Source organism: Paenibacillus sp. GM2 (assembly GCF_900069005.2).
Lineage (GTDB): Bacteria > Bacillota > Bacilli > Paenibacillales > Paenibacillaceae > Fontibacillus.
The window spans coordinates 1,331,702-1,353,573 of the sequence record NZ_LN831279.1 but is presented as its reverse complement, the minus strand read 5'-3'; the positions used below and the strand labels follow the sequence as shown (position 1 = coordinate 1,353,573).

Below are 21,872 nucleotides of genomic sequence, written 5' to 3'. Positions count from 1 at the left end.
TCTCCTGCCACGGCTTGCCCCCTGGCAGCTGCGCATCCCAACCATGCGCACGGCGAAGCCACACGCCTGGTGCCTATGTTTGCTGCACCCCTATATCATTTCGCGGATGATCGCCTGCGATGATCGTCTCCTCCGCCAATGTTCCCAACCGCTCCAGCGCAATCCTATAAATTTGCGGGTCCGGCTTCTTCATGTCGATATCCTCCGACACAAGGATCGTGCCAAAGAAGGGTCTCAAACCAAGCAGATCTATTTTGCCATGCTGAACCTCGCTTCTGCCATTGGTGATAATACCAAGCTTGAGGCCAAGCGCTTTGCATTGTTCCAGTGTCCGGACAGCATGGTTCATAGCTCTGGCATGCGTCATATCGTGTAATTCATAGTATCTCGTTAATCCGTCCAGATCCGGCCGTTTTACCCAGGGAAGCCTCTCGATCAACTCCCGGAAGAATCCCTGCTTGTCTTACAAGCTATTCAATTACAGCTAGGACAAAACCTCATTTCTGGAGGTAATTGCTTTTTCATCGTTGTTTGATTAATCAACGTATGTTTATAATGAGGGATAGACTGCGATTATATTTGGGAAAGCTTGGTGAATGAATCATGTCTAAAGTAGATAGAAGGATAGCGAAAAGCCAAAAAGCCATTAAAAGTGCGGTTACTGAATTAATGTATACAAAGTCCTTTGATGACATTACTATACAAGATATTGCTGATGCCGCAGATGTGAATCGAGGAACCATTTATCTTCATTATACGGATAAATATGATTTGTTGGATAAACTGATCGAAGAACATATTAATGAATTACATGGTATCAGTGAAACATCATGTAAAATAGATTCTGTAGATGGAACCGCAGGCTGGTTCGCTTATTTTGAACAGAATTATGTGTTTTTCTCAGTAATGTTATGCAGTAAAGGAGCTCCTTTCTTTCGAAAACGATTCCTTGCGTTTGTGATTGAAGATATAAAAAATCGTCGGGAGATTAATACTATAGAGGGGCAAAACAAAGGTTTAAATGAAGAGGCTATTTATAATTTTGTTGGAGCAGGTTATGTACAACTTGTGGAGTGGTGGTTTAATAATGAAATGCCGTATCCACCGCATATTATGGAAAAACAACTCGATGTATTAATCGATAGAAATTTATAGAGTTTACTAACCAAACGATAAAGGGTATACGTAAAATTGTTACGCATACCCTTTATCATGTTGTTTTTGCAAGTCTTTTTAGAGTTCAAATTGAGGTTTAAATAACTAATAGCCTTCTTTTTCATGTGAACGATTAAGTTTAAAGGAAATAATTGAAATAACTATAGCAATTGCGGCTGGAATGGACCCAATCCAACTGATTGCTACAACTGAAGGTCCATCCAGAACTATTCCTCCCATACCAGCACCCGCAGCAACACCAATGTGCACAAAAGAACTATTTAGACTTAGAATAATCCCAGCAGCCTCAGGAGTTATTGTAGCTAGGCTGGTATTCTGTACGGTTCCGAATGCCCAAGATACCATTGTCCAAATCATAAGCAGCATAATCCCGATCGTTACTGCAATGGGTCCGGAAGAGATTGAGAAAAGCGCAGATAATAGTATGAATATCAAAAACTGCATTACGATGGCAATAATAATTGTACGACCATAACCAATTCGATCCCCAATGGTTCCCCCAAATTTAGTTCCAATTAAGCAGCCAATTCCTAGAGCCAAGAAAATACCACTTATTATATGTTCGCTCAAACCCATAACTGAAGACAAATATGGAGCCATATATGTGTTCAGCATTGAATATCCCGTAAAAACAAAGAAAGTAATTCCTAACGCTAGTGCAATTTTAGGTTGTTTCAAAAATGCGAGTTGCTGACGAAGAGGGGCCGGAGCTTCAGCTCTCGTAACAGGTATATTCTTAATAATCGCTAAAATCCCCATTAGATTTAAGATACCAATCCCCAAAAAGATAAGTTTCCAGTCGTATGCTGCCGCTATTACCCGGCCAATGGGTATGCCAAGTATAAGAGACGCACTGAATCCTGCAAAGATCGTAGCAATCGCTCCGCCCTGACGGTCAGATGGGACTAAATTTGAGGATACAGTCATTGCGGTAATAACGAATCCTCCAGCTCCTATAGCAAGTATAACCCGCGAGACGACTAATAAGCTAAATCCAGGTAGTACAACTGTCATTAAACTTCCAATCACTATAAAAACAAGAGAAAGTATTAGCAGCCGACGACGCTCCATTTTTGCAGCGATCATCATAAAAACCGGAGTTCCAAATGCAAATCCAATTGAAAAAATAGTTATGAGTTGTCCTGCCGCGGCTACGGAAACATGAGTTGAATCAGCAACTTGATCCAGTATGCCAGCAATAACATATTCCGCTGTTCCCGCTAAAAACCCTAAAAAAGCTAACATGTAGATTTTTAATTTATTCCCCATATTTTTAATGACTCCTTTGATGTATTTAGTTGTTGAAGTGACGTTTTCTATATAGAACCGCCTTATTTGATAAGACTGGATGATCAGTGGTTTTGCAAACTGGTTTATCTGATAATTCATTTTTAGCTTTCATATATATTTTAAAATACAAGTGCACTTTTATAGATTCACATCCAATAAACAACAACTGTTTATTATTATACGAAGTGAAAAACTTCTTGCAATAGTCAAATAATGAAGATTTGTACGTTATTGAACAATCTTTTTAAATGTGTTGACTATGCTAAGTTTTATCTGTGCAATCTATAATGTCCTATCCCTATTCTGCTTCATCTTTGGCCCCCAGTTAACCTCGTCATTGCTTATTTAGGTAAATGTACAATAAAAGAAGCGGAAGCCCGACACGCGGGCTTCCGCTTCTTATTCAAGTTTATTCAATTGTATTACATGATCTCTTTGCGCCTGTGGGTTAGCAGCATTTCCTGGTCTGTAATATAGAGCGGAAAAGGCGGTAATTCCTTCAAATAATGCTGATCTCTCAGCAGGCGGACATCGACCTGATTATATTGCGAATTGCCCAGCACAGGAATTTTACCCCGTTCCTCTATATAATCATCTACAGCCACCTGAACGATGTCCAGATAATATGGAATTTCCCGATCTGCTTCTTCGAATATTTCGTAGGTCTCCCTTGATAGATAGAACTTCTGATCGCTCATTCCGCCCAAATATCTTGACAAACGCGATAATTCAAGGCTGCCATCCGGCAGCAGCAATGATTTCCGCGAAATACCCTTAGGCATATCAGCTTCGAATTGTAACACGGCCTTCTTGACCTGCTCCAGCGTCACATGGATCGCAGGCTTAGGTTCGGCAAGGGGGGGCTTGCGGCTATTTTTTCTTTTCCAAAATAGAGGCATAATTCTTTCCTCCCTTTACGCTTTATAATAGGAATGCGAATAAACAGAAAGCGTTTACACTTCTAGTGTATCCTTAATTTTATATTTTGAGCGCATTATATGGTAATTGTCACTTTATTGTCAATATTTTTCTTGAAAATGTATTCATTTTTGCACATCTGGATATTAGAGAACTTTTGCTGTAGGATGGATATGGTTTATTCTTTTAATGAATCGCCTATATTTTTATCGTTCTAGGAGGTATCTCATGCAGGATGTTATCATTATCGGAGCTGGCCCATGCGGACTTTCCGCTGCGATCGAATGTCAGCGCCGCGGATTACATACGCTGGTTCTGGAGAAGCATTGCCTTGTCCATTCGATTTTTTCTTATCCCACACATATGCAGTTCTTCAGTACAGCAGAGCTGCTGGAGATCGGCGATATGCCTTTTTCGACCCCGAATGAGAAGCCATTCCGGCATGAAGCCCTGGCTTACTATCGCAAAGTCAGCGAGCAGTATGAAGTCCCTATAGCTTCTTATGAGGAAGCAACCAAGATCGAGCGGCTGCCGGATGGTACTTTTAAAGTGCATTCGATTACCCGCAGCGGTGAGGTCTGGGAATATGAGACACGTTATGTCATTATCGCTACCGGATATTTCGATCATCCTAATATGCTTGGCATTCCTGGGGAAGATACAGATAAAGTATCCCATTATTTTCAGGAAGCCCATCCGTATACGGGGATGAAGGTGGCTATTATCGGAGGCAGCAACTCTGCCGTAGATGCAGCTATGGAGTTGTCCCGTGTCGGAGCAGAGATCACGATGGTTTACCGCGGGGATGAGTTGTCCTCATCCATTAAGCCTTGGGTGAAGCCGCTGTTTGAGAGTCTCGTTAACAAAGAGCGAATCCATCTGATGTTGTCCTCTCGCGTCATCGAGATTAAGGCTGCGGAGATTGTTGTGGAACTGAGCGATCATAGCCATGTCCATCTTCCTAATGATTTTGTGCTTGCCCTCACAGGCTTCCGCCCTGACCGTAAGCTGCTTCATGAGGCCGGCGTAGAGTTAACCGATGAGATGGAAAAACCAAAGTTTAATACGGAGACGATGGAGTCCAATGTCCCGGGGATCTATGTCGCAGGGGTTATTGCTTCAGGACGAAATGCCAATGAGGTATTTATCGAAACTGGACGCGGGCATGGGCGGATTATCGCCGAACATATCATGTCCTCCCTTGGGTGAGAATAACCTCATTCGCTTTGAGTCACGAAGTACCTCATGTAGCTATTCGACTTTGAATCTTGAATTCAGCCGGGATTAAGGACTAAGCAGATGGTAAGGATGTCATGTTTTCTCCGGAAACATCTGTTCCAGGTGCTCACGTACCAACTTCAAGCACATGCTTCCGAAGTCATCTTTACAAAAACGTGGAGCCCCGCTCCTTTCGTCCCCGGTGTCATCCAAGCGGAAGCGTTTTGGAAAATGCACATTGGAAGCCATATGGTTCGGTGTTGAAAAATCGGACTTTATGATCATGCATTTTATTAAGGAGAGCTTGCTATGAATCAGATTGATATGACTTCATTGCTACTGCTATTGATGGCAGCACTCGGAATTTTCAGCAACAATATGCCGATTACCGTCGCAATGATTGTTCTTCTTCTACTTCGGGTGTTGCATATGCAGTTCATGTTCCCTTGGCTGGAGAAATACGGACTTACGATCGGGATTATCGTATTGACGATCGGTGTAATGACTCCGGTCGCCAGCGGTAAACTTTCGCTGCAGACGCTCTGGTCCTCCTTCTTCAACTGGAAGTCGATCCTTGCCATCGGCGTTGGAATGCTTGTGGCCTGGTTAGGCGGGCGCGGTGCCGCCCTGATGGGAAATCAGCCGACGATCGTCGCCGGACTCCTGATTGGCACCGTCCTCGGCGTCGCCTTCTTCCGTGGCGTCCCCGTCGGCCCCCTCATTGCGGCGGGCATTCTATCGCTTCTGATCGGCAAAATGTAAATTTATAGCCTCTGCACTGGTGTGCTAGAGGCTTGTTCTATTACTCCTCCCCTGACCATTCCCGATAGAAACGCTCTACATATTGCTCCATATAGGAATGTCTCTCTGCCGCGATTTGTTTCGCAGATTCGGTATTAATCAGGTTATTCAATTTAAGCAGCTTCTCATGAAAATGGTTGATCCCTGTGCTTTTCTCTTGCCTATACTGCTCCGCAGTCATCTCGCTTCGCGGCGAAATTTGCGGATCATGAATCGGATTCCCCTTCACCCCTGCATACAGGAAGGCTCTGGCAATAGCAATCGCTCCAATAGCATCGATCCGGTCGGCGTCCTGTACAACTTGCCCTTCCAAAGTACGCATCGGCGGGTTCTTGCCGGCATTGTAGGGTAGGTTCGATATAATCTCTATAATATGCTCCTGATCAGCACCCTTAAAGTCATGCTCTGAGAGCCAAGCGCTGACCTTATCTTGTCCGGCCTGCTTCGAGACATTAAGCTTCTCGTCCGCCACATCATGGAGTAATGCTGCAACCGTGCAAATAAATTCATCGGCATTCTCAGCTCGGGCCAGACGCTTGGTCATTTGAACAACCCGCTGGATATGCCACCAATCATGTCCGGTCTGGTCATGCTCTAATTCCGCACGGGCAAACTGCTCGGCCTCCCGAATCAATTGTTCCTGAAGAGCGGACAACTCTTTATTTTCCATTATTCAAGCCCCTCTCACTGTGAAGAATCGCTTTGCTGGGAATATCCGCTATAAGTTTAACTAAACATTCAAATTTTGTATGCTGTACAGTTGTGAGTAGACGCCATCTTTGTGCATTAACTCTTCATGGGTTCCCCGTTCAGCGACTGTACCGTTCTTCATCACGATAATCTGATCCGCATGGGTAATCGTCGACAATCGATGGGCTACGATCAGGGTGGTTCTACTCTTGGACAATTGCTGCAACGTTTGCTGAATCAAGTGCTCGGACTCGAGGTCGAGCGCCGAGGTGGCTTCATCCAGAATAAGTATCGACGGGTCTTTCAAGAACACGCGGGCGATGGCAATCCGCTGCTTCTGGCCGCCCGACAGCTTCACCCCTCGTTCCCCGACTTCTGTATCATAGCCCTGAGTCAGGTTTATAATGAAATCATGGGCGTTCGCCGCCTTCGCCGCCGAAATGACAGCTTCCTCATCGGCCTCCGGGTTTCCAAGCATAATATTATCTCGGACTGTGCCGCTAAACAGAAAATTATCCTGCAGCACCATGCCAACCTTGCTTCGCAGACTCTCCATCGTCCAATGGCGAACATCTTTGCCGCCAACGATTACCGATCCCTTCTGGATATCATAGAACCTTGGAATCAAGCCAACCAATGAAGATTTACCGCCGCCGCTCATCCCGACGAAAGCAACCGTTTGTCCCGGATTCACCTGCAGTGAAATATTTTTCAGTATCCAGCCGCCATGCTCTTGATATTTGAACCATACATTTCGAAAAGCGACAGCATGGCTGCCCGCCGGCAATTGCACTGCATGCTGATCATCGGTCATATCATAAGGCTCGTCCAGCAATTCCAGCACACGCTCCCAGGATGCCGAAGCCTGAGTCAGAATCGTCGAGGAGTTGATCAGCCGCTTCAGAGGCGCATACAGACGATCCAGATAGCCGAAGAAAGCGACAAAGGTTCCCAGCGTCAAATGCCCCTGGATGACCTGATATCCCCCATAACCAATAACGAGCAGCGGAGCGATATCCGTCAAAGTATTAATCACGGCGAAGGTCCAGGCATTCCAACGGCTATGGGCCATCGCCTTGTTCAGATATTTGCCGTTAATCGCTTCGAATTGCTTACGATCATGCTTCTCCAATGCAAAGCTGCGAATGACCGATATCCCTTGAATCCGCTCATGAAGATACGCCTGAATTCCGGCCAGAGCGGCTGAACGGTCTTTGGTCAATTTTTTGAGGCGTTTATAGAGAACTTTAACGGCGATCGCATAAAGAGGAAAAATGGAGATGGAAACCAGGGTCAACAGGGGATTCAAATAGAACATAAAGCCAAGCACAAACACCAGGGTGAACGTATCCAGCCAGACATTCATCATCCCGATCTCAACGATATTTTTCGTCTGCTCTGCGTCGTTAATGAAGCGGGAGATAATCTCTCCCACCTTTGTATTCTGATAGTATTTAAGTGATAAACGCTGCAAATGGCCGTACAGCTTATTGCGCAGGTCAAACAGTATTTTGGCCGTGATGAATTGCGCGAAGTATTGCCGGGCATATTCCACCGGGCCGCGAACAATGACGAATAGCACGAAGGTAATCGCCAGTACAATCATCAGCTGCGACACTTTATGCTCGATATCCATGGCCCCGTTCATCAAAATATCGTCTACTACGTATTTTTGCACCAAGGGCAGCAATGATGGAATTCCAAATTTCAGTATCCCAATGATCAACGTCAAAATAATCCACTTCGTATACGGCTTTACAAACTTAAAATAGGCCTTCCAATACTTCAAATCATGCACATCCCTCATGTCGTTCTTTCTAGTATTAAATCTACTACTCTATCAAACTTTTTACCATACATACCGGCTCTCTGATTTAGAGCCAAATAAATCTGCCCCTAATTCCAACGGAACTGGGGACTGTTATTAGGGCGCAAAAGCCGCTCTCTGTGCACTCTAACGAAACTGGAGATCGCTATTGGGGCACCAAATGGTTTTGAACTAGAGGTCGCTATTGGGGCGCCAAATGATCCTGTACTTTCTAACGAAACTGAGGATCGTTATTCGAACCAAACTGAGTACCGCTAGGGGACGTCAAAAGAGTTCTGTGCATTCTAACGAAACAAGGTACCGCTATCGGGACGCCAAATGGTTTTGAACATTTTAACGAAACTGGGGATCGCTATTGGGGCGCAAAAACGGTTCTGAAAATTTTAACGAAACTGGGGATCGCTATTAGGGCAAATTTGGGGATAAAAGCTACTATTTCCTGCAAATAACGTTACAACGTTTCGTTAAATCTAAAAAGTGGCTAATTATGGGCAAATAACGTTCAGTAGTTTCGTTAGAAGTTTTGGAAGTCCCGGCTGGCCCTTCCTCCGTCTTAACTTCTTTATAGCTTCGTATTGCTTCACATACACTAACAGACTTTTCACCATACGACTGGCCCTCTGAATTATTGCTAGATAGAACTGCCCCAAATTCGAACCAACTGAGTACCGCTAGGGGACGTCAAAAGAGTTCTGTGCATTCTAACGAAACAAGGTACCGCTATCGGGACGCCAAATGGTTTTGAACATTTTAACGAAACTGGAGATCGCTATTGGGGCGCAAAAACGGTTCTGAATATTCTAACGAAACTGGGGATCGCTATTAGGGCAAATTTGGGGATAAAAGCTACTATTTCCTGCAAATAACGTTACAACGTTTCGTTAAAATTAAAAAGTGGCTAATTATGGGCAAATAACGTTTGGTAGTTTCGTTAGAAGTTTTGGAAGTCCCGGCTGGCCCTTCCTCCGTCTTAACTTCTTTATAGCTTCGTATTGCTTCACATACACTAACATACTTTTCACCATACGATTGGCCCTCTGAATTATTGCTAGATAGAACTGCCCCAAATTCGAACCAAACTGAGTACCGCTAGGGGACGTCAAAAGAGTTCTGTGCATTCTAACGAAACAAGGTACCACTATCAGGACGCCAAATGGTTTTGAACATTTTAACGAAACTGGGGATCGCTATTGGGGCGCAAAAACGGTTCTGAATATTCTAACGAAACTGGGGATCGCTATTAGGGCAAATTTGGGGATAAACGCTACTATTTCCTTCAAATAACGTTACAACGTTTCGTTAAATCTAAAAAGTGGTTAATTATGGGCAAATAACGTTCGGTAGTTTCGTTAGAAGTTTTGGAAGTTCCGCGGCTGGCCTTTTTTCCCGTCACAGCTTCATAACTGCGCGCTTAATACTCCACATACTCTATTCCCAGCTTGGCTTTGCCCTTATCGGGCACGTCCTGGACGCCTTTACTGAGGTTTCGCGGCGGCCAGGAGGTATGGGTGATCAACTCTTGCAAGGGCTTGCCTCCGTTGTTGGCCCAATACTCCTTATTGCTCCACATACTCATTCCCGCCACAACTTCGCTCTTGTCGCTTCCACCCATTCAGTTCCCATCACAGCTTCGCCCTTATTGCTTCACCCACTCTTTTCCCAACCTACCTTCGCCCTTATCACATTCACGCTAGCTTGGCGGCCAGGCTCTCCGCATATTCATCAATCCGCTCTTTGATGATTTGTGTACTTAAACCGGTGAAGCCAAGGTCAATCCAGCCCTGATACACCTCGGGCGGNAAAAAATACATTTATAAGTACAGGAGCATCTGAGAAAGTCCTTCCCATCTTTGTGAGCAAATTTCTCTATATCCCCCCTCACACTCTTCTCCGCCACAACTTCGCTCTTGTCGCTTCCACCCATTCAGTTCCCATCACAGCTTCGCCCTTATTGCTTCACGCACTCTTTTCCCACCACAACTTCGCTCTTGTCACTTTCACCCATTCAGTTCCCATCACAGCTTCGCCCTTATTGCTCCACATACTCATTCCCGCCACAACTTCGCTCTTGTCACTTTCACCCATTCAGTTCCCATCACAGCTTCGCCCTTATTGCTCCACCCACTCTTTTCCCAACCTACCTTCGCCCTTATCACATTCACGCTAGCTTGGCGGCCAGGCTCTCCGCATATTCATCAATCCGCTCTTTGATGATTTGTGTACTTAAACCGGTGAAGCCAAGGTCAATCCAGCCCTGATACACCTCGGGCGGCCCGCACAGGAAGTCGGTCAGACTGAGCATATCCCAATAGACATCTGCGACCTCCTCCGTACTGCCCGGACTGTTCAAATACGCTTCGAGAAAAGCGTCCGCGATCTCGACCCCGTGCAGCTGCACAAGATTCACACGGCAATGCCCCGTATCGATGCCCGCCGGGCCATAGCAAGAATTGACCCAATCTACAATTCCGCTTACTTTTCCGTTCTTCCACAGGATATTGGTCGGATGATAATCACGATGGATGAAGCGCGGTGTGTATACAGGGGCATCCCCTTGAACCCGCTTTATGATTTTCCCCCAGGCTTCTGGAGAACGGGTCCATTCCGGAATCTGGAGCGCATGGATATTATTGTACGTGAAATAGTTCCATCTCATCGGAATTGTATCCGCTTGATGCAGTCCAGCCAAAGCCCTCGCTAGTCCCTCTATCCAGCCTGGCAGCTCTCGAGGCTGCAGAATCACCTCACCCTCCAGCCGTGTCATCAATACGGAAGGAAGGCCGCAGCACTGACCTGTGAAATCACCGGCAATCCACTGCGGTGAAGGAACAGCTGCTTCATAAGCCCGAATCAAGGCCTGGGCTTCATGCTCGGCAAGATCCGGCTCGTGATCCAGCCATTCGCGATCCGTGAATTGTCGAAGCACGTATTCGAACTTCTCCCCTTGCCTCATCCCTTGTATCCCGTACACCGCCGAGGAAATGCCCCCCTTCAAGGCGTTGACCTGCTCGATCACGGAACCTGCTCCCGCCTGTTCCTGCAGCCATTGCATGGTGGCCCCTGACAACGAAAAAGCGGAGTTACTACTTGTAGAACTCATTACATCCTCCCCTTTGTTTCCGAGTTTTTTATGTGAAGACTGTATTTGCCCAGATAATAGTGATATACTCCTAATTATTATCAAATTATTGTCTTCGCGCCCCGCTGATAGAAGCGATGCAGAGAAGCAGGCCTATGAACAAGCCCTTTGCTGCTTATGGAGACAAGTTGCCGCATTAGGAGGAGAATCATGTCACGTAGATTTGTCATTGAAGCCGTGATGGTGGCGATTTACGGTGAATTGTTAATACCGTCTGCACCTGTGGAGTATATCGTTCCTTACAGTACCGTCATGGAACTGTATGAATTCCAGAACAGCCAGGAACCATTAATGCATGATCCTGCTGATGATCTCCATGTCAAACATAAAATCAATGAGCTTATCACTTATCTCGAAGAACCGCTCAATCGCAAAAAAATCGAACGCGCTCTAAGTATTCCCTGGTCCAAAAGTCCGTCCATTCTATTCGGCGACAATATTGTATGGACCATCGTCAACGCGGTCGATAACGAACGATTCGGCGACTTTCTCGATCCGATAGAGACTGAGATTATTCTTACCGCCGAACGGGAACAGGCCCCGATTCTATCTGACCAGCTTGAGCTCATTCGCCGCATTATTGAAGCGGAGATTCCTGTACAAGTGTTCGATATTGGAGATTTTGATTTTGCCATGGAGGACAATATATTCTATAACAAGCTTCGGTAAGCATGACGATAAGCACGATCTAACAAGGCCCGCCTAGAGCGGGCCTTGTATGTATATCCGTATTCCCCATCAGCGAGCGTTATTTGGAGTCAGCTGCCTCATATTCGTACTCAATATCGCCGGCGTCCGCATTATAAGTTACATTGAAATGATACCCTTCCAAATACCATAAATCCCGCTCTTCCATGTAAAACTTGATCCCCCCGGCTTCAGTCTGCAATCCGGGAACCGTTGGATCATTAACTTCAATCCCAAGCGAAAATCCGGGATGCACCCCTCCGCCAGAACTATAACGAGGAAAAAATCGAATAGCTTGTCCTTCTTGCAAGTCCAGTTCTTGTTTAAACCACTCAGCAGCTTCATTTGTAATATTTAGCATAGCTTTTTTCCCTCCTATCAAGTTTATTGTAGATGAATCTGTCTACAAAGCCAAATGAAGATTTGATAAACCACTTCTCCAGCTCAAGGCGCCAAAAAATTTAAATTGACATCTTTGTAAAACCAGTGATAAAATCGTCAGAGTAATCGATTGAAATTATTACCAAACCAGAAAGGGTGAATCTCGGTGACTATCTTTAATGCTAATCCTGTATTGTTCCATACGGGGCAACATCAACTGAATACCGAAGCAGCCCTGCAGGTTCGAATAGATTAACTGGACCCCATTGTCTCATGATCAATGGATATAATCGAATTCGGTCATACCACATGCTGCTTCATCTATGAGCAGCGTTAGCGGTATATGCGGAGATCCTTAAGGCATATCGTCTACTGACGGTATGCCTTTTTGTTTGGTTTCCTCAACTGCAGATGCTAAATCATGCAAACTAAAAAGGCTGCCTTAATCACGAACTATGAGATTTTGAACGTAAGGAGGAAACCTGAACATGTTTTCTGTACTAAAAAATTTAGGATGGTTCTTCGGGCGGGAAAAAAAGCGCTACCTGATTGGAGTAACCTTCCTGATTCTCGTCGGCATTGTGGAGCTTGCTCCACCGCGCCTGCTTGGGAACGCCATTGATGAGATCGTCACCGGCTCTATTACCTGGGGCTCGCTAACCAAGTATATCTTGCTTATCCTCGGCGTATTGGCATTTATCTATATGGTTACCTATGTGTGGATGCACAAATTGTTTGGCGGCTCCAATCTGGTCGAACGGCTGCTGCGTACCCGCTTCATGAATCATTTGCTGCGGATGACGCCTCCGTTCTTTGAGCGCAGCCGTACGGGCGATCTGATGGCTCGGGCAACGAACGACCTGCGTGCCGTATCAACGACCGTTGGCTTTGGGATGCTGACCTTGACGGACTCCACGGCTTATCTAACCGTCATATTTGTCGCTATGGGAACGCTGATTAGCTGGAAGCTGACCCTAGCCGCCATCATCCCGCTGCCGTTCATTGCATTAGCGATGAAAATATACGGCAAGATCATTCACGAACGCTACACGCTGGCCCAGGACGCCTTCGGCGATATGAACGACCAGGTGTTGGAGTCGGTTGCCGGCATCCGCGTCATTCGCGCCTATGTTCAGGAACGTAATGACGAGAAAAGATTCGAAGATATTACAAATGATGTCTATAAGAAAAATCTGGCGGTTGCCAAGGTCGATGCTTATTTTGAACCGACGATCCGTTTGTTCGTTGGGCTGAGCTATGCGATCGGTCTTACCTACGGGATCTACCTTGTATTCCAAAATGAGCTGACCCTGGGCGATCTTGTCTCCTTTAATATGTACCTTGGGATGATGATCTGGCCGATGTTCGCGATTGGCGAACTAATCAACGTCATGCAACGCGGCGGAGCTTCGCTCGATCGGGTGAATGAGACATTGAATGTCAAGCCTGATGTACAGGACAGCGATAATCCGGTGCATGTAGGGTCGCCTGACAGTATACAATTTAAAAATGTGACCTTCCGCTACCCTACCTCTACGGTAAATAATCTTGAGCAGGTTGACCTGACGATCCGCCGCGGCGAGACGCTTGGCATCGTTGGTAGAACGGGCAGCGGCAAGTCGACCTTGCTAAAGCAGATACTGCATGAATATCCTCTTGGGGATGGGGATATCCGAATTTCCGGTGAACCGCTGCAGAATATCACCCTGGATCAGCTGCACGGCTGGATCGGTTATGTTCCTCAAGAACAGATTCTGTTCTCCAAGACAGTGCGGCAGAACATCCAGTTTGGCTTGCCGAATGCGCCGGATGAGCAAATTATGGAGGCCATACGCACCGCCGCCTTTGACCAGGATCTGGGAACCTTGTCCGATGGACTGGACACCCTTGTTGGCGAGAAGGGCGTGGCCCTCTCCGGCGGACAGAAACAACGCGTATCCCTGGCCAGAGCATTTATTGCCGAACCGGACATCCTGATCCTGGATGATGCCTTATCCGCAGTAGATGCCCGAACCGAAGCACGCATTATCGATAACATACGAAGCAAACGCTCCGGCAAGACAACACTGATCTCCACCCACCGCCTATCGGCTATTGAGCATGCGGATTGGATCGTCGTACTGGAGAAAGGACGAATCGTAGAGCAAGGCACCCATGAGACTCTGCTGCGAGAAGGCGGCTGGTACCTTGAGCAATACGAACGTCAACAGGTGGAATCAAGCTTGGACGACTAAGGAGGTATCCAAAGAATTGCACACCAATGTTGCTAAATCACTATTTAAATACGCCTTAACGGCTAAAAATACGTTTATACTCGCGCTTGTTATGCTGGCAATCGGTGTAGCCGCCGATTTGGCCGGTCCGTTCATCGCCCGCTCCATGATCGACGATCATATGCTTGCCATCGAACAGCCTTTCTTCGAGACAAACCATCCCGGCGGTTCGGAGACCGTTAAATTCGATGGCCGGTACTTTAAGCGCGGCGACCGGTTCTCGGAGGGAGAAGCAAAAGGAGATGAAGTACGTCTGCTTCAAGTAGGCACTTCCTTCATCTTCGTGGAGCAATCGATCGCAGATGTGACCGGCAAACGAAGCTATCAAGACGGTGCTCTATTGCTGAATAAGAATGGAGAAATTCAGCAGTATCCGGGACAGAAACTAAGCTCCTCCGAGCTATTTGCTTTCTACAAGCCTGAGATGCCTGGAATTATCCAACTGGTCGGCTGGTATTTCGCCTTTCTGGCGATCTCCATCATGATGGAGTTTGGCAAAACATATTGGCTGCAGTCTTCTGCCAATAAAGTCATCCAGAAACTGCGCATTGATGTATATGCCCATATTCAGCGCCTTCCGGTACACTTTTTTGATAATTTGCCAGCCGGCAAGGTCGTGTCACGCGTTACAAATGATACCGAGGCAGTCAAGGACTTGTTCATCGCGGTATTATCCAATTTTTTCTCCGGGGTTATCAATATGCTCGGGGTCTATGTCGCCCTGTTCCTGCTTGATTTACGCCTGGGACTGATCTGCTTGTTCGTCGTCCCTGTCATTTGGGCCTGGGTTGTGCTGTACCGCAAATTCGCGACTAAATATAATACGATCATCCGCTCTCGTCTGAGCGAGATCAACGCCATCATCAACGAATCGATTCAGGGGATGTCGATCATTCGTATCTTCCGCCGTGAAGATCAGACGCGGGAAGAGTTCGAGAATCTGAATAACGATTATATGAAGCATCAGAACAAAATGCTTAATCTTAATGCCCTTACCTCCCATAACCTGGTTAACGTAATTCGCAGCCTCTCCTTTGCCGTTGTATTATGGTTCTTCGGTTCGGAGCAGCTTAGCGGAGCCGGCATCATCTCGCTTGGCGTCCTCTATGCCTTCGTTGATGTTCTGGGACGGCTGTTCCAACCGATCACGGGGATGGTCAACCAGCTCGCTGCGCTGGATTCCTCCATGGTATCTGCCGGAAGAGTGTTCACGCTTATGGATGAGCCGGGCGAAGAGGTAACAGACGGTTCGATGCCGCGTTATAAAGGGAATGTGGAATTTAAGAATGTATCATTCGCTTACAAACGCGATTACGTCTTGAAGGTTATATCATTCGAGGCCAAGCAAGGTCAAACCGTTGCCCTCGTAGGCCATACCGGCTCCGGCAAGAGCTCGATCATCAACCTTCTGTTCCGCTTCTACGATCCGCAAAAAGGAATGATCACGATCGACGGGCAGCCTATCAAGGATCTGCCGAAGCAATGGATCAGACAGCATATGGGCATCGTACTGCAGGATCCTTATCTGTTCACGGGTACGATCGCTTCCAACGTCAGTCTCGGCGACAAGCATATCTCCCGGGAGCGGATAGAGAAAGCGCTGGAAGATGTCGGGGCCACGCGCATTCTGGCCCATCTTCCCAAGGGACTGGATGAGCCTGTCGTGGAGAAAGGCAGTACGTTATCCGCAGGCGAACGGCAGTTGATCTCCTTCGCTCGGGCGCTGGCCTTCGATCCGGCGATCCTGATTCTCGATGAAGCAACGGCTAACATTGATACCGAAACCGAAGCTCTCATTCAAGAGGCGCTGGAGGTGCTGAAGCGCGGACGCACGACCTTTATCATCGCGCACCGCCTATCGACCATTCGCAGTGCAGACCAGATTCTGCTGCTGCATCACGGCGAAATCGTCGAACGCGGCACGCACGACGAGCTTCTGGCCAAAGGCGGACGTTATTATCAGATGTACCGCCTGCAGCATGGGGCGGCTGACACACAGGCTCCCTCCTCCACTCCCAGCGCTGCCTCATCAGCTTCGGCGATGGTGTAATGCTTTAGGGTGGTTTGACAGAATCAGAGCAAATGACGACTAAAACTATAGAAGAGCAAGCATTAAGGTTTACCCGCCTTGATGCTTGCTCTTTGTGTCTAAAATTAGCGAGAGAGATACTTTGAACGCTTATGCTATGCCACGTTCATCGTCGATCGATCAGCCGATTTGTCCGAATCTTTTTCTGCTCTGCGTTTATCGCTCATCCATGCAAATATAAGCCCCGGCAGTAACATGAAGCTGGCGTAAATAAAGGATTTACGGAAGCCATTGACAGAAGCTTGCTTCAAATCCGCTCCGGCTGATGCAAGCAATAGCTTCACTTCCTTCATCTGATCGTCCCGAGCAGCAGCAAATATCTTTTGCTGCTCTGCATTAAGCTTGGCGGCCGCTGCCTCCACCCCCTGTATGATCTGACCAGACAACTCTGCCTCTTGTAACTCGCTGTCTGATCTGGTCTGCGCGCGGCTTGCCTGTTCTTCCACTACAGCAACGAGAACTTCTTTTACAACCGGCATTAGCCTCTGACTCTCTCTCACTTGCTCTAAAATCCGCACCTGCGCTGTTTGCATCTCCCCGATTATACTCTGCTGCAGCAGAGTAACGATGATGGCAACTCCCAATACGCTACCAATTGATTTAGTCATATTCATTACACCTGATGCAATACCGACCTTCTCTTCAGGCACATGACGTACTCCCGCCGACATTAGCGGAGCCAGTGTCAAGCCGAGACCCAGGCCAGCGATAAATAACCGAAGCAGCACAGCGCTTATTGGGGATTGGGCATCCAAGTTGCTCATAGCGTAGATGGCGCCGCAAATGATCGCAACCCCTGTCACTCCAAACCAGCGGCTACCATATTTATTGGATAATCCCCCTGAGACTGCGGAACTGATGATGGAGCCAGCAGCTAATATCGATAATACCAGACCTGCCTTTAATTCCGTCATTCCCATCTCTCTAGTCAGGAAAAAAGATGTCAGCAGGGTTAGGTTGGATAATGCCGCTCCAACTATAAATAGCGCTAATGAAGTGCCGTTAAACTCCTTGATTTTTAGCAACATCAACGGAAGCATCGGCTCCTTTCCCCGTGTCTGCAAATGGAAGAAAAAGGCGGTCAGTATCAGACCTGCGCCGAGTAAGGTATAAAATTCGGCAGAGTTCCAACCATAATCATTTGCTTTAACAAAGGCATAGGTGATACATAGCATACCGGCAGTAATGGAGAGCATGCCGCCATAATCTACCGACTTGCCTGCCATTTCATCCCGTGATTCTTTAATGAACAGAAGAGTCAGCAAGATGCTTAACAGACCTAGCGGAACATTAACATAGAATATCCATTGCCAATTCAGTTTTTCCGTTAAAATCCCACCCAGCGATGGCCCGCTGGCTGCGGCAAGTCCTGCAACCGCTCCCCATATACCGATGATTATCCCATGCTTTTCTTTTGGAAAAGTCGTCGTCGTCAATGGAATCGTTACAGGCACGATGATGGCTCCAGCTAATCCCTGGATTGCCCTGAACAATATCAGCATGCCAAGCGAGTTGGATAGCCCGGATAGCAAAGAAGACAACGTAAACAGGACTAATCCTAAAATAAATACTTTTTTGCGTCCGAACTGATCCGCCAGTCTGGACGCCGTCAAAATCAGTGCGGCAAAAGCCAAATTGTAACCATTCATCACCCAGGAAATTTGCGAAACCGTGCCACCGAAGTAACTTGTCATTTCAGGCAGAGCAATGTTAACTATCGTTGTATCAAGTAAGGCCATAAAATATCCTAACAAAATGGCTGAAAAAGCCAGTACAGCTCTAAATCGTGTATTCATCTCCCTCACCCCTTTACAAATATGAACTTAAGTTCGCTTTTTATTATATGAACTTTATTTCACATTTGTCAATAAAACTATGAACTATAGTTCATCTTTTGTTGACAGGCCTATTATTCTCACCTACAATCGTAATTACAAAGGGGGCAATGGAGAAGTGACCGATAATGAGAGCAAAATCCGGATACCGCGGCAAGAACGAAGCATCAAAACAAAAGAAGCCATTTTACAAGCAGCGTTGGAGCTTTTTTCCGAGAAAGGATATCATAATACCAACACGAAAGAGATCGCTGCGGCGGCGGGTGTATCCACCGGTAGCTTCTATTCCTATTACAAGGACAAACGCGACGTATTTTTGGATTCGCTTATTATTTATAACAATACTCTCATGGAGCGGATCGATACTTATCTTGACGGTGTTGACCTACATTCCATGGACAAGATTGATTTTATTCGGGAGGTTATCGATAGCCTTATTTTCTCTCACAAGGCGTTTACCAAGTTCCACAAAGAATTGGCCGTGATGTATAATTCAGATTCTGAAGTTCAAACGCTTATGGATACACAATTTGAACTCGGACGCCGGAAAACTCTCGATTACTTATTAATGAACCCTGAGGATCTCAAAGTGGACAATCTTGAAGCTGCTTCTGTCGTCGTCTTCGAGACACTGAACAGAGTCGTGGATATCATTGTCTTTTCTCCTCAAATTGTCGATGTCGAACTGCTAAAAACCGAGCTTGCGAAGATGCTCGTAGCTTATTTATATAAATAATGATCTGAAGCCTTGTTATAAATGCAAACAGCGCAGCCCGACTCGGCTGCGCTGTTTGCATTTATGCTATCGAATTGTTTATTTCATAGGTTTAAGCTCCGTCGGTGAAGTGTCATGAACCAGCGCGACTTTATAGGAGCTGGAAATATAGGTTTCCGTTTTCGTCGTCGTAATAACCTGTGGATACATTTGCCCCGGCTTGGGAGAGAGCAGCTCATAATAAATGGTTGCTACCTGATCCTTGCCGAAGTCCACTTTGGTAACCGTAATCCCGTAACCTGGATTTGGCTGGTTCTCACGCTGTAGAATTACTTTGTTGATCTGATCATTCACTTTTTCCACACTATACGTGACTTCGTCCTGCATCGAATCATCCGCTTTCCCGTGATTATCTACAAACTCGCGACTGTTGTAGATCCATTTTGCTGCTTCTATTCGGGTGAGCGGCTGTTTGGGGTGGAATTTGCCCGCATCATCCAGCTTAGTAATCTTCATAAGCAGCAAAGCTTGAACACTGTTAAAATAACTTTTCGTCACTTCATCGGCATCCGCGATCTGAATAAGCATGGCGATGAGCGGATATTCACCGGTCGCATGGATCCCTTGCTGGAGCAGGAAGGCGAATTGTTCCCGTGTAAGCTCCTTGCTGACCAAGAAACCTTGTGGCCATACGATGCCATTGTCCGCCGCGATCGCCAGCGATTCATCATACCAATGCCAATTTTTAGCTGTACTTTGCGAACTCGCCTGGTTCTCAGACTTAGCTTTCAATCCCAATGCCTGTACGATCATATGAACGCCCTGGGCCCCGGTCACCTTACCGAGCGGAATGAACTTATCCTTCGTCATCCCCTGGATCATTCCTCTGTCCTGCAGGGATTCAACCATTCGCGCATCGTCCCCCTGCACATCATTAAATGCCGATGCAGCAGGAACAAGCAGGAGCGACCCGGATAAAAATGCCGCAACAGCCAGATTTAATTTCTTCCTTCTCACGATAGATCACCTCTGCTCCAATAGACGTGCCTGGCCGCCAAATGTTGCACTATTTTTCCATAATTTATGATTGGACCTTTGCTCTATATATTGCTGCGACCTTTCTGCACACCCTGATTCAGCACAGAAAGTCCGCCATCTGCTGGTATATACAACAAACCCACCTACCGATCAAGGCAAGTGGGACAGTTCAAGATTTTCGGATTCTCACCCGCCGGACGGGAGGCACTATGTTCTTGCCGCATCAAGGCAAGTCTAATTTCATCAGACTATAGCTTCGACTTACGGGACGCACCTTTAGAGGCTTTTGCATCTTCATCAGCTGCAAATTCCGTATCAAGATTTGGAACACCTAATTTCTTTTTAACTTGCTTGGAGCTATGCTTCGCATTATCCTTCTTGTTCATCACATTACACCTCCTCAAGTCGCGTGCCTCGGCAATTATCCGAACGGTCTGTGATAACCACGTTTACTTCTTAAGTATTATGTGATGAACAGCTCCACCCTATGCTGTTTTTCCGCTTCTTTGCTCTTATTATCGGCCAGGATCTACGCCTTTTAGGTTCGATCTCCTGCGTCTTCTCTGCCTATCCTCCGCTTTGTCATCGCTACTCTTCCCCTAATACAGCTAACAAAGCGGCCTTACATATAGCACCTTCAGCAGTATCATCTACCACGTTAATACTCGTCTTTCCGTTCCTATAAAACGTTGCCTCCCACCGCTCTCCTTCATTGTTTAAAATAAATAGCCAGCCTTTCTCCTTCATTTCCTTTACAACATCGAATGCCGCATGAACATCTCTGCTGTAATCTCTCGGGGAAAAAGACGTATTGCCCCGCAACAATCTTCCGGGTCTATGCCTATCAGGCGGATACTCAAAAACCTCTAACGCCACGGCATAATTTAAACTTTCAAATTCAAAGTCCAGTATATCTTCAGGTGTCATGCTTCTCCCTCCTTTTCGATGACTTTCACTGCGTTTGACCAGCGGATCCTTCGTTTGTTAAAATCAGACTACAAACAGGAAAAGGATGAGGACGATGGTTCGTCGTTTGAAACGGTTTAAGAATGTAGCTATTGCACTAAGCTTCTAAGTAAAAAGGGATTCATACTACTTAGAAGCGAGGAAAAAATAATGAAACAACACCGATTTGACCATTGGTCTGAAATAAAGTATCTCAAGGAATTGGTCACCAACCCCATGATTACTGTAGGCGAATATTCATACTATTCCGGTTATTACGATCATCATGATTTTGAAGATGGCTGCGTAAGGTACCTATGGGGAGATGAAAAATCAAGAGCGTTATTTAATCCCGTCCAGGACTATGGTTGGCAGCTGGATAAGCTGATCATTGGAAATTACGTATGCATAGCAAGTGGTGTAATTATTTTAATGGGTGGCAATCACAATCATCATCCGGAGTGGATTACCGTGTATCCATTTGTAGAGCACATTGAAGCTTCATACAAACCTAAAGGGGATACAATCATTGAAAGTGACGCCTGGATTGGTATGAACGCCATGATTATGCCCGGTGTAACCATCGGTGAAGGTGCCATTGTTGCTGCAGAGTCGGTTGTTGCCAAGGATGTCCCACCCTATACCATCGTAGGCGGCAATCCTGCTAAGGAGATAAAGAAACGCTTTACCGACGAAGAAATCGAAAAGTTAAAAGAAATGCGCTGGTTCGATTGGAAACGTGAAAAAATTGAACAAGCCAGCCATATCTTATCAAGTTCTTCTATTCATCAATTGTACGACTTTTACCAAAGGGAAATAAAGAGTTAGCGTATAGTTCCAGCCCCTTCT

Annotated in this window: 21 protein-coding genes; 8 read left to right on the top strand and 13 right to left on the bottom strand. The window is 46.3% G+C overall.

The features are described 5' to 3' along the window. Positions 1-73 precede the first annotated feature (73 nt). Entirely contained in the window at positions 74-439 is a 366-nt protein-coding gene (locus BN1360_RS15895) for an HAD family hydrolase (RefSeq protein WP_068780829.1), read from the bottom strand. 164 nt (positions 440-603) lie between these two features. Between BN1360_RS15895 and BN1360_RS15890 the strand changes: the two genes are divergently transcribed. After that, positions 604-1,155, top strand: coding sequence for a TetR/AcrR family transcriptional regulator (locus tag BN1360_RS15890; RefSeq protein WP_068780828.1), 552 nt, complete (start codon positions 604-606; stop codon positions 1,153-1,155). Between the two features lie 105 nt (positions 1,156-1,260). On the opposite strand, the gene BN1360_RS15885 is transcribed toward BN1360_RS15890, so the two are convergent. Beyond that, positions 1,261-2,565, bottom strand: coding sequence for an MFS transporter (locus BN1360_RS15885; protein WP_229521018.1), 1,305 nt, complete (start codon positions 2,563-2,565; stop codon positions 1,261-1,263). 323 nt (positions 2,566-2,888) lie between these two features. Continuing rightward, entirely contained in the window at positions 2,889-3,365 is a 477-nt protein-coding gene (locus tag BN1360_RS15880; RefSeq protein ID WP_068780826.1) for a DUF3939 domain-containing protein, read from the bottom strand. 208 nt (positions 3,366-3,573) lie between these two features. Between BN1360_RS15880 and BN1360_RS15875 the strand changes: the two genes are divergently transcribed. Further along, complete coding sequence (locus BN1360_RS15875) at positions 3,574-4,593, top strand: YpdA family putative bacillithiol disulfide reductase (protein ID WP_082790085.1); 1,020 nt, start codon at positions 3,574-3,576, stop codon at positions 4,591-4,593. 318 nt (positions 4,594-4,911) lie between these two features. Continuing rightward, on the top strand, positions 4,912-5,364 hold the full coding sequence (locus tag BN1360_RS15870; RefSeq protein WP_193556382.1) for a DUF441 domain-containing protein: 453 nt from the start codon (positions 4,912-4,914) through the stop codon (positions 5,362-5,364). Positions 5,365-5,404: 40 nt separating this feature from the next. Here BN1360_RS15870 and BN1360_RS15865 read toward each other — a convergent pair whose 3' ends face one another. From BN1360_RS15865 to BN1360_RS15850, 5 genes are all read right to left on the bottom strand, one after another. Beyond that, positions 5,405-6,073 (bottom strand): HD domain-containing protein, encoded by a 669-nt coding sequence (locus BN1360_RS15865; protein ID WP_068780824.1) that lies wholly within the window; start codon positions 6,071-6,073, stop codon positions 5,405-5,407. Between the two features lie 60 nt (positions 6,074-6,133). Then, positions 6,134-7,882, bottom strand: a complete 1,749-nt coding sequence (locus tag BN1360_RS15860) for an ABC transporter ATP-binding protein (protein ID WP_068780957.1) — start codon at positions 7,880-7,882, stop codon at positions 6,134-6,136. A 1,450-nt stretch (positions 7,883-9,332) separates the two neighbouring features. Next, positions 9,333-9,533 (bottom strand): hypothetical protein, encoded by a 201-nt coding sequence (locus BN1360_RS15855; RefSeq protein ID WP_148466587.1) that lies wholly within the window; start codon positions 9,531-9,533, stop codon positions 9,333-9,335. Between the two features lie 344 nt (positions 9,534-9,877). Beyond that, positions 9,878-10,006, bottom strand: coding sequence for a hypothetical protein (locus tag BN1360_RS26245; protein ID WP_267490890.1), 129 nt, complete (start codon positions 10,004-10,006; stop codon positions 9,878-9,880). Positions 10,007-10,079: 73 nt separating this feature from the next. Further along, positions 10,080-11,021, bottom strand: coding sequence for a phosphotransferase family protein (locus BN1360_RS15850; protein ID WP_069188360.1), 942 nt, complete (start codon positions 11,019-11,021; stop codon positions 10,080-10,082). A 189-nt stretch (positions 11,022-11,210) separates the two neighbouring features. On the opposite strand from BN1360_RS15850, the gene BN1360_RS15845 reads away from it, so the two are divergent. Continuing rightward, positions 11,211-11,729 (top strand): ADP-heptose synthase, encoded by a 519-nt coding sequence (locus BN1360_RS15845; RefSeq protein ID WP_068780822.1) that lies wholly within the window; start codon positions 11,211-11,213, stop codon positions 11,727-11,729. Positions 11,730-11,808: 79 nt separating this feature from the next. Here BN1360_RS15845 and BN1360_RS15840 read toward each other — a convergent pair whose 3' ends face one another. Next, positions 11,809-12,108: a HesB/YadR/YfhF family protein gene (locus tag BN1360_RS15840; protein WP_068780821.1), complete on the bottom strand. Its 300-nt coding sequence runs from the start codon at positions 12,106-12,108 to the stop codon at positions 11,809-11,811. A 508-nt stretch (positions 12,109-12,616) separates the two neighbouring features. Between BN1360_RS15840 and BN1360_RS15835 the strand changes: the two genes are divergently transcribed. Both BN1360_RS15835 and BN1360_RS15830 read left to right on the top strand, forming a co-directional pair. Continuing rightward, on the top strand, positions 12,617-14,362 hold the full coding sequence (locus BN1360_RS15835; RefSeq protein ID WP_068780820.1) for an ABC transporter ATP-binding protein: 1,746 nt from the start codon (positions 12,617-12,619) through the stop codon (positions 14,360-14,362). A gap of 16 nt (positions 14,363-14,378) precedes the next feature. After that, complete coding sequence (locus BN1360_RS15830; protein WP_068780819.1) at positions 14,379-16,451, top strand: ABC transporter ATP-binding protein; 2,073 nt, start codon at positions 14,379-14,381, stop codon at positions 16,449-16,451. A 134-nt stretch (positions 16,452-16,585) separates the two neighbouring features. Here BN1360_RS15830 and BN1360_RS15825 read toward each other — a convergent pair whose 3' ends face one another. After that, positions 16,586-18,286, bottom strand: coding sequence for an MFS transporter (locus BN1360_RS15825; protein ID WP_068780818.1), 1,701 nt, complete (start codon positions 18,284-18,286; stop codon positions 16,586-16,588). Positions 18,287-18,365: 79 nt separating this feature from the next. Here BN1360_RS15825 and BN1360_RS15820 point away from each other — a divergent pair, with 79 nt between their 5' ends. Continuing rightward, the gene (locus BN1360_RS15820; protein WP_082790083.1) at positions 18,366-19,061 is read left to right on the top strand and encodes a TetR/AcrR family transcriptional regulator; all 696 of its coding nucleotides are present in this window, start codon (positions 18,366-18,368) and stop codon (positions 19,059-19,061) included. 78 nt (positions 19,062-19,139) lie between these two features. Here the strand turns inward: BN1360_RS15820 and BN1360_RS15815 are convergent, their stop codons facing one another. The 3 genes from BN1360_RS15815 to BN1360_RS15805 all read right to left on the bottom strand — a co-directional run bounded on the left by BN1360_RS15815 (position 19,140) and on the right by BN1360_RS15805 (position 21,005). Continuing rightward, positions 19,140-20,057, bottom strand: a complete 918-nt coding sequence (locus BN1360_RS15815) for an S-layer homology domain-containing protein (RefSeq protein ID WP_068780816.1) — start codon at positions 20,055-20,057, stop codon at positions 19,140-19,142. Positions 20,058-20,326: 269 nt separating this feature from the next. Beyond that, entirely contained in the window at positions 20,327-20,464 is a 138-nt protein-coding gene (locus tag BN1360_RS15810) for a hypothetical protein (protein ID WP_157259352.1), read from the bottom strand. Between the two features lie 202 nt (positions 20,465-20,666). Then, a complete protein-coding gene (locus BN1360_RS15805; RefSeq protein ID WP_068780815.1) occupies positions 20,667-21,005 on the bottom strand; it encodes a BC1872 family protein in 339 nt (112 codons plus the stop codon). A gap of 189 nt (positions 21,006-21,194) precedes the next feature. Here BN1360_RS15805 and BN1360_RS15800 point away from each other — a divergent pair, with 189 nt between their 5' ends. Continuing rightward, the gene (locus tag BN1360_RS15800) at positions 21,195-21,851 is read left to right on the top strand and encodes a CatB-related O-acetyltransferase (protein ID WP_068780814.1); all 657 of its coding nucleotides are present in this window, start codon (positions 21,195-21,197) and stop codon (positions 21,849-21,851) included. Positions 21,852-21,872 lie beyond the last annotated feature (21 nt).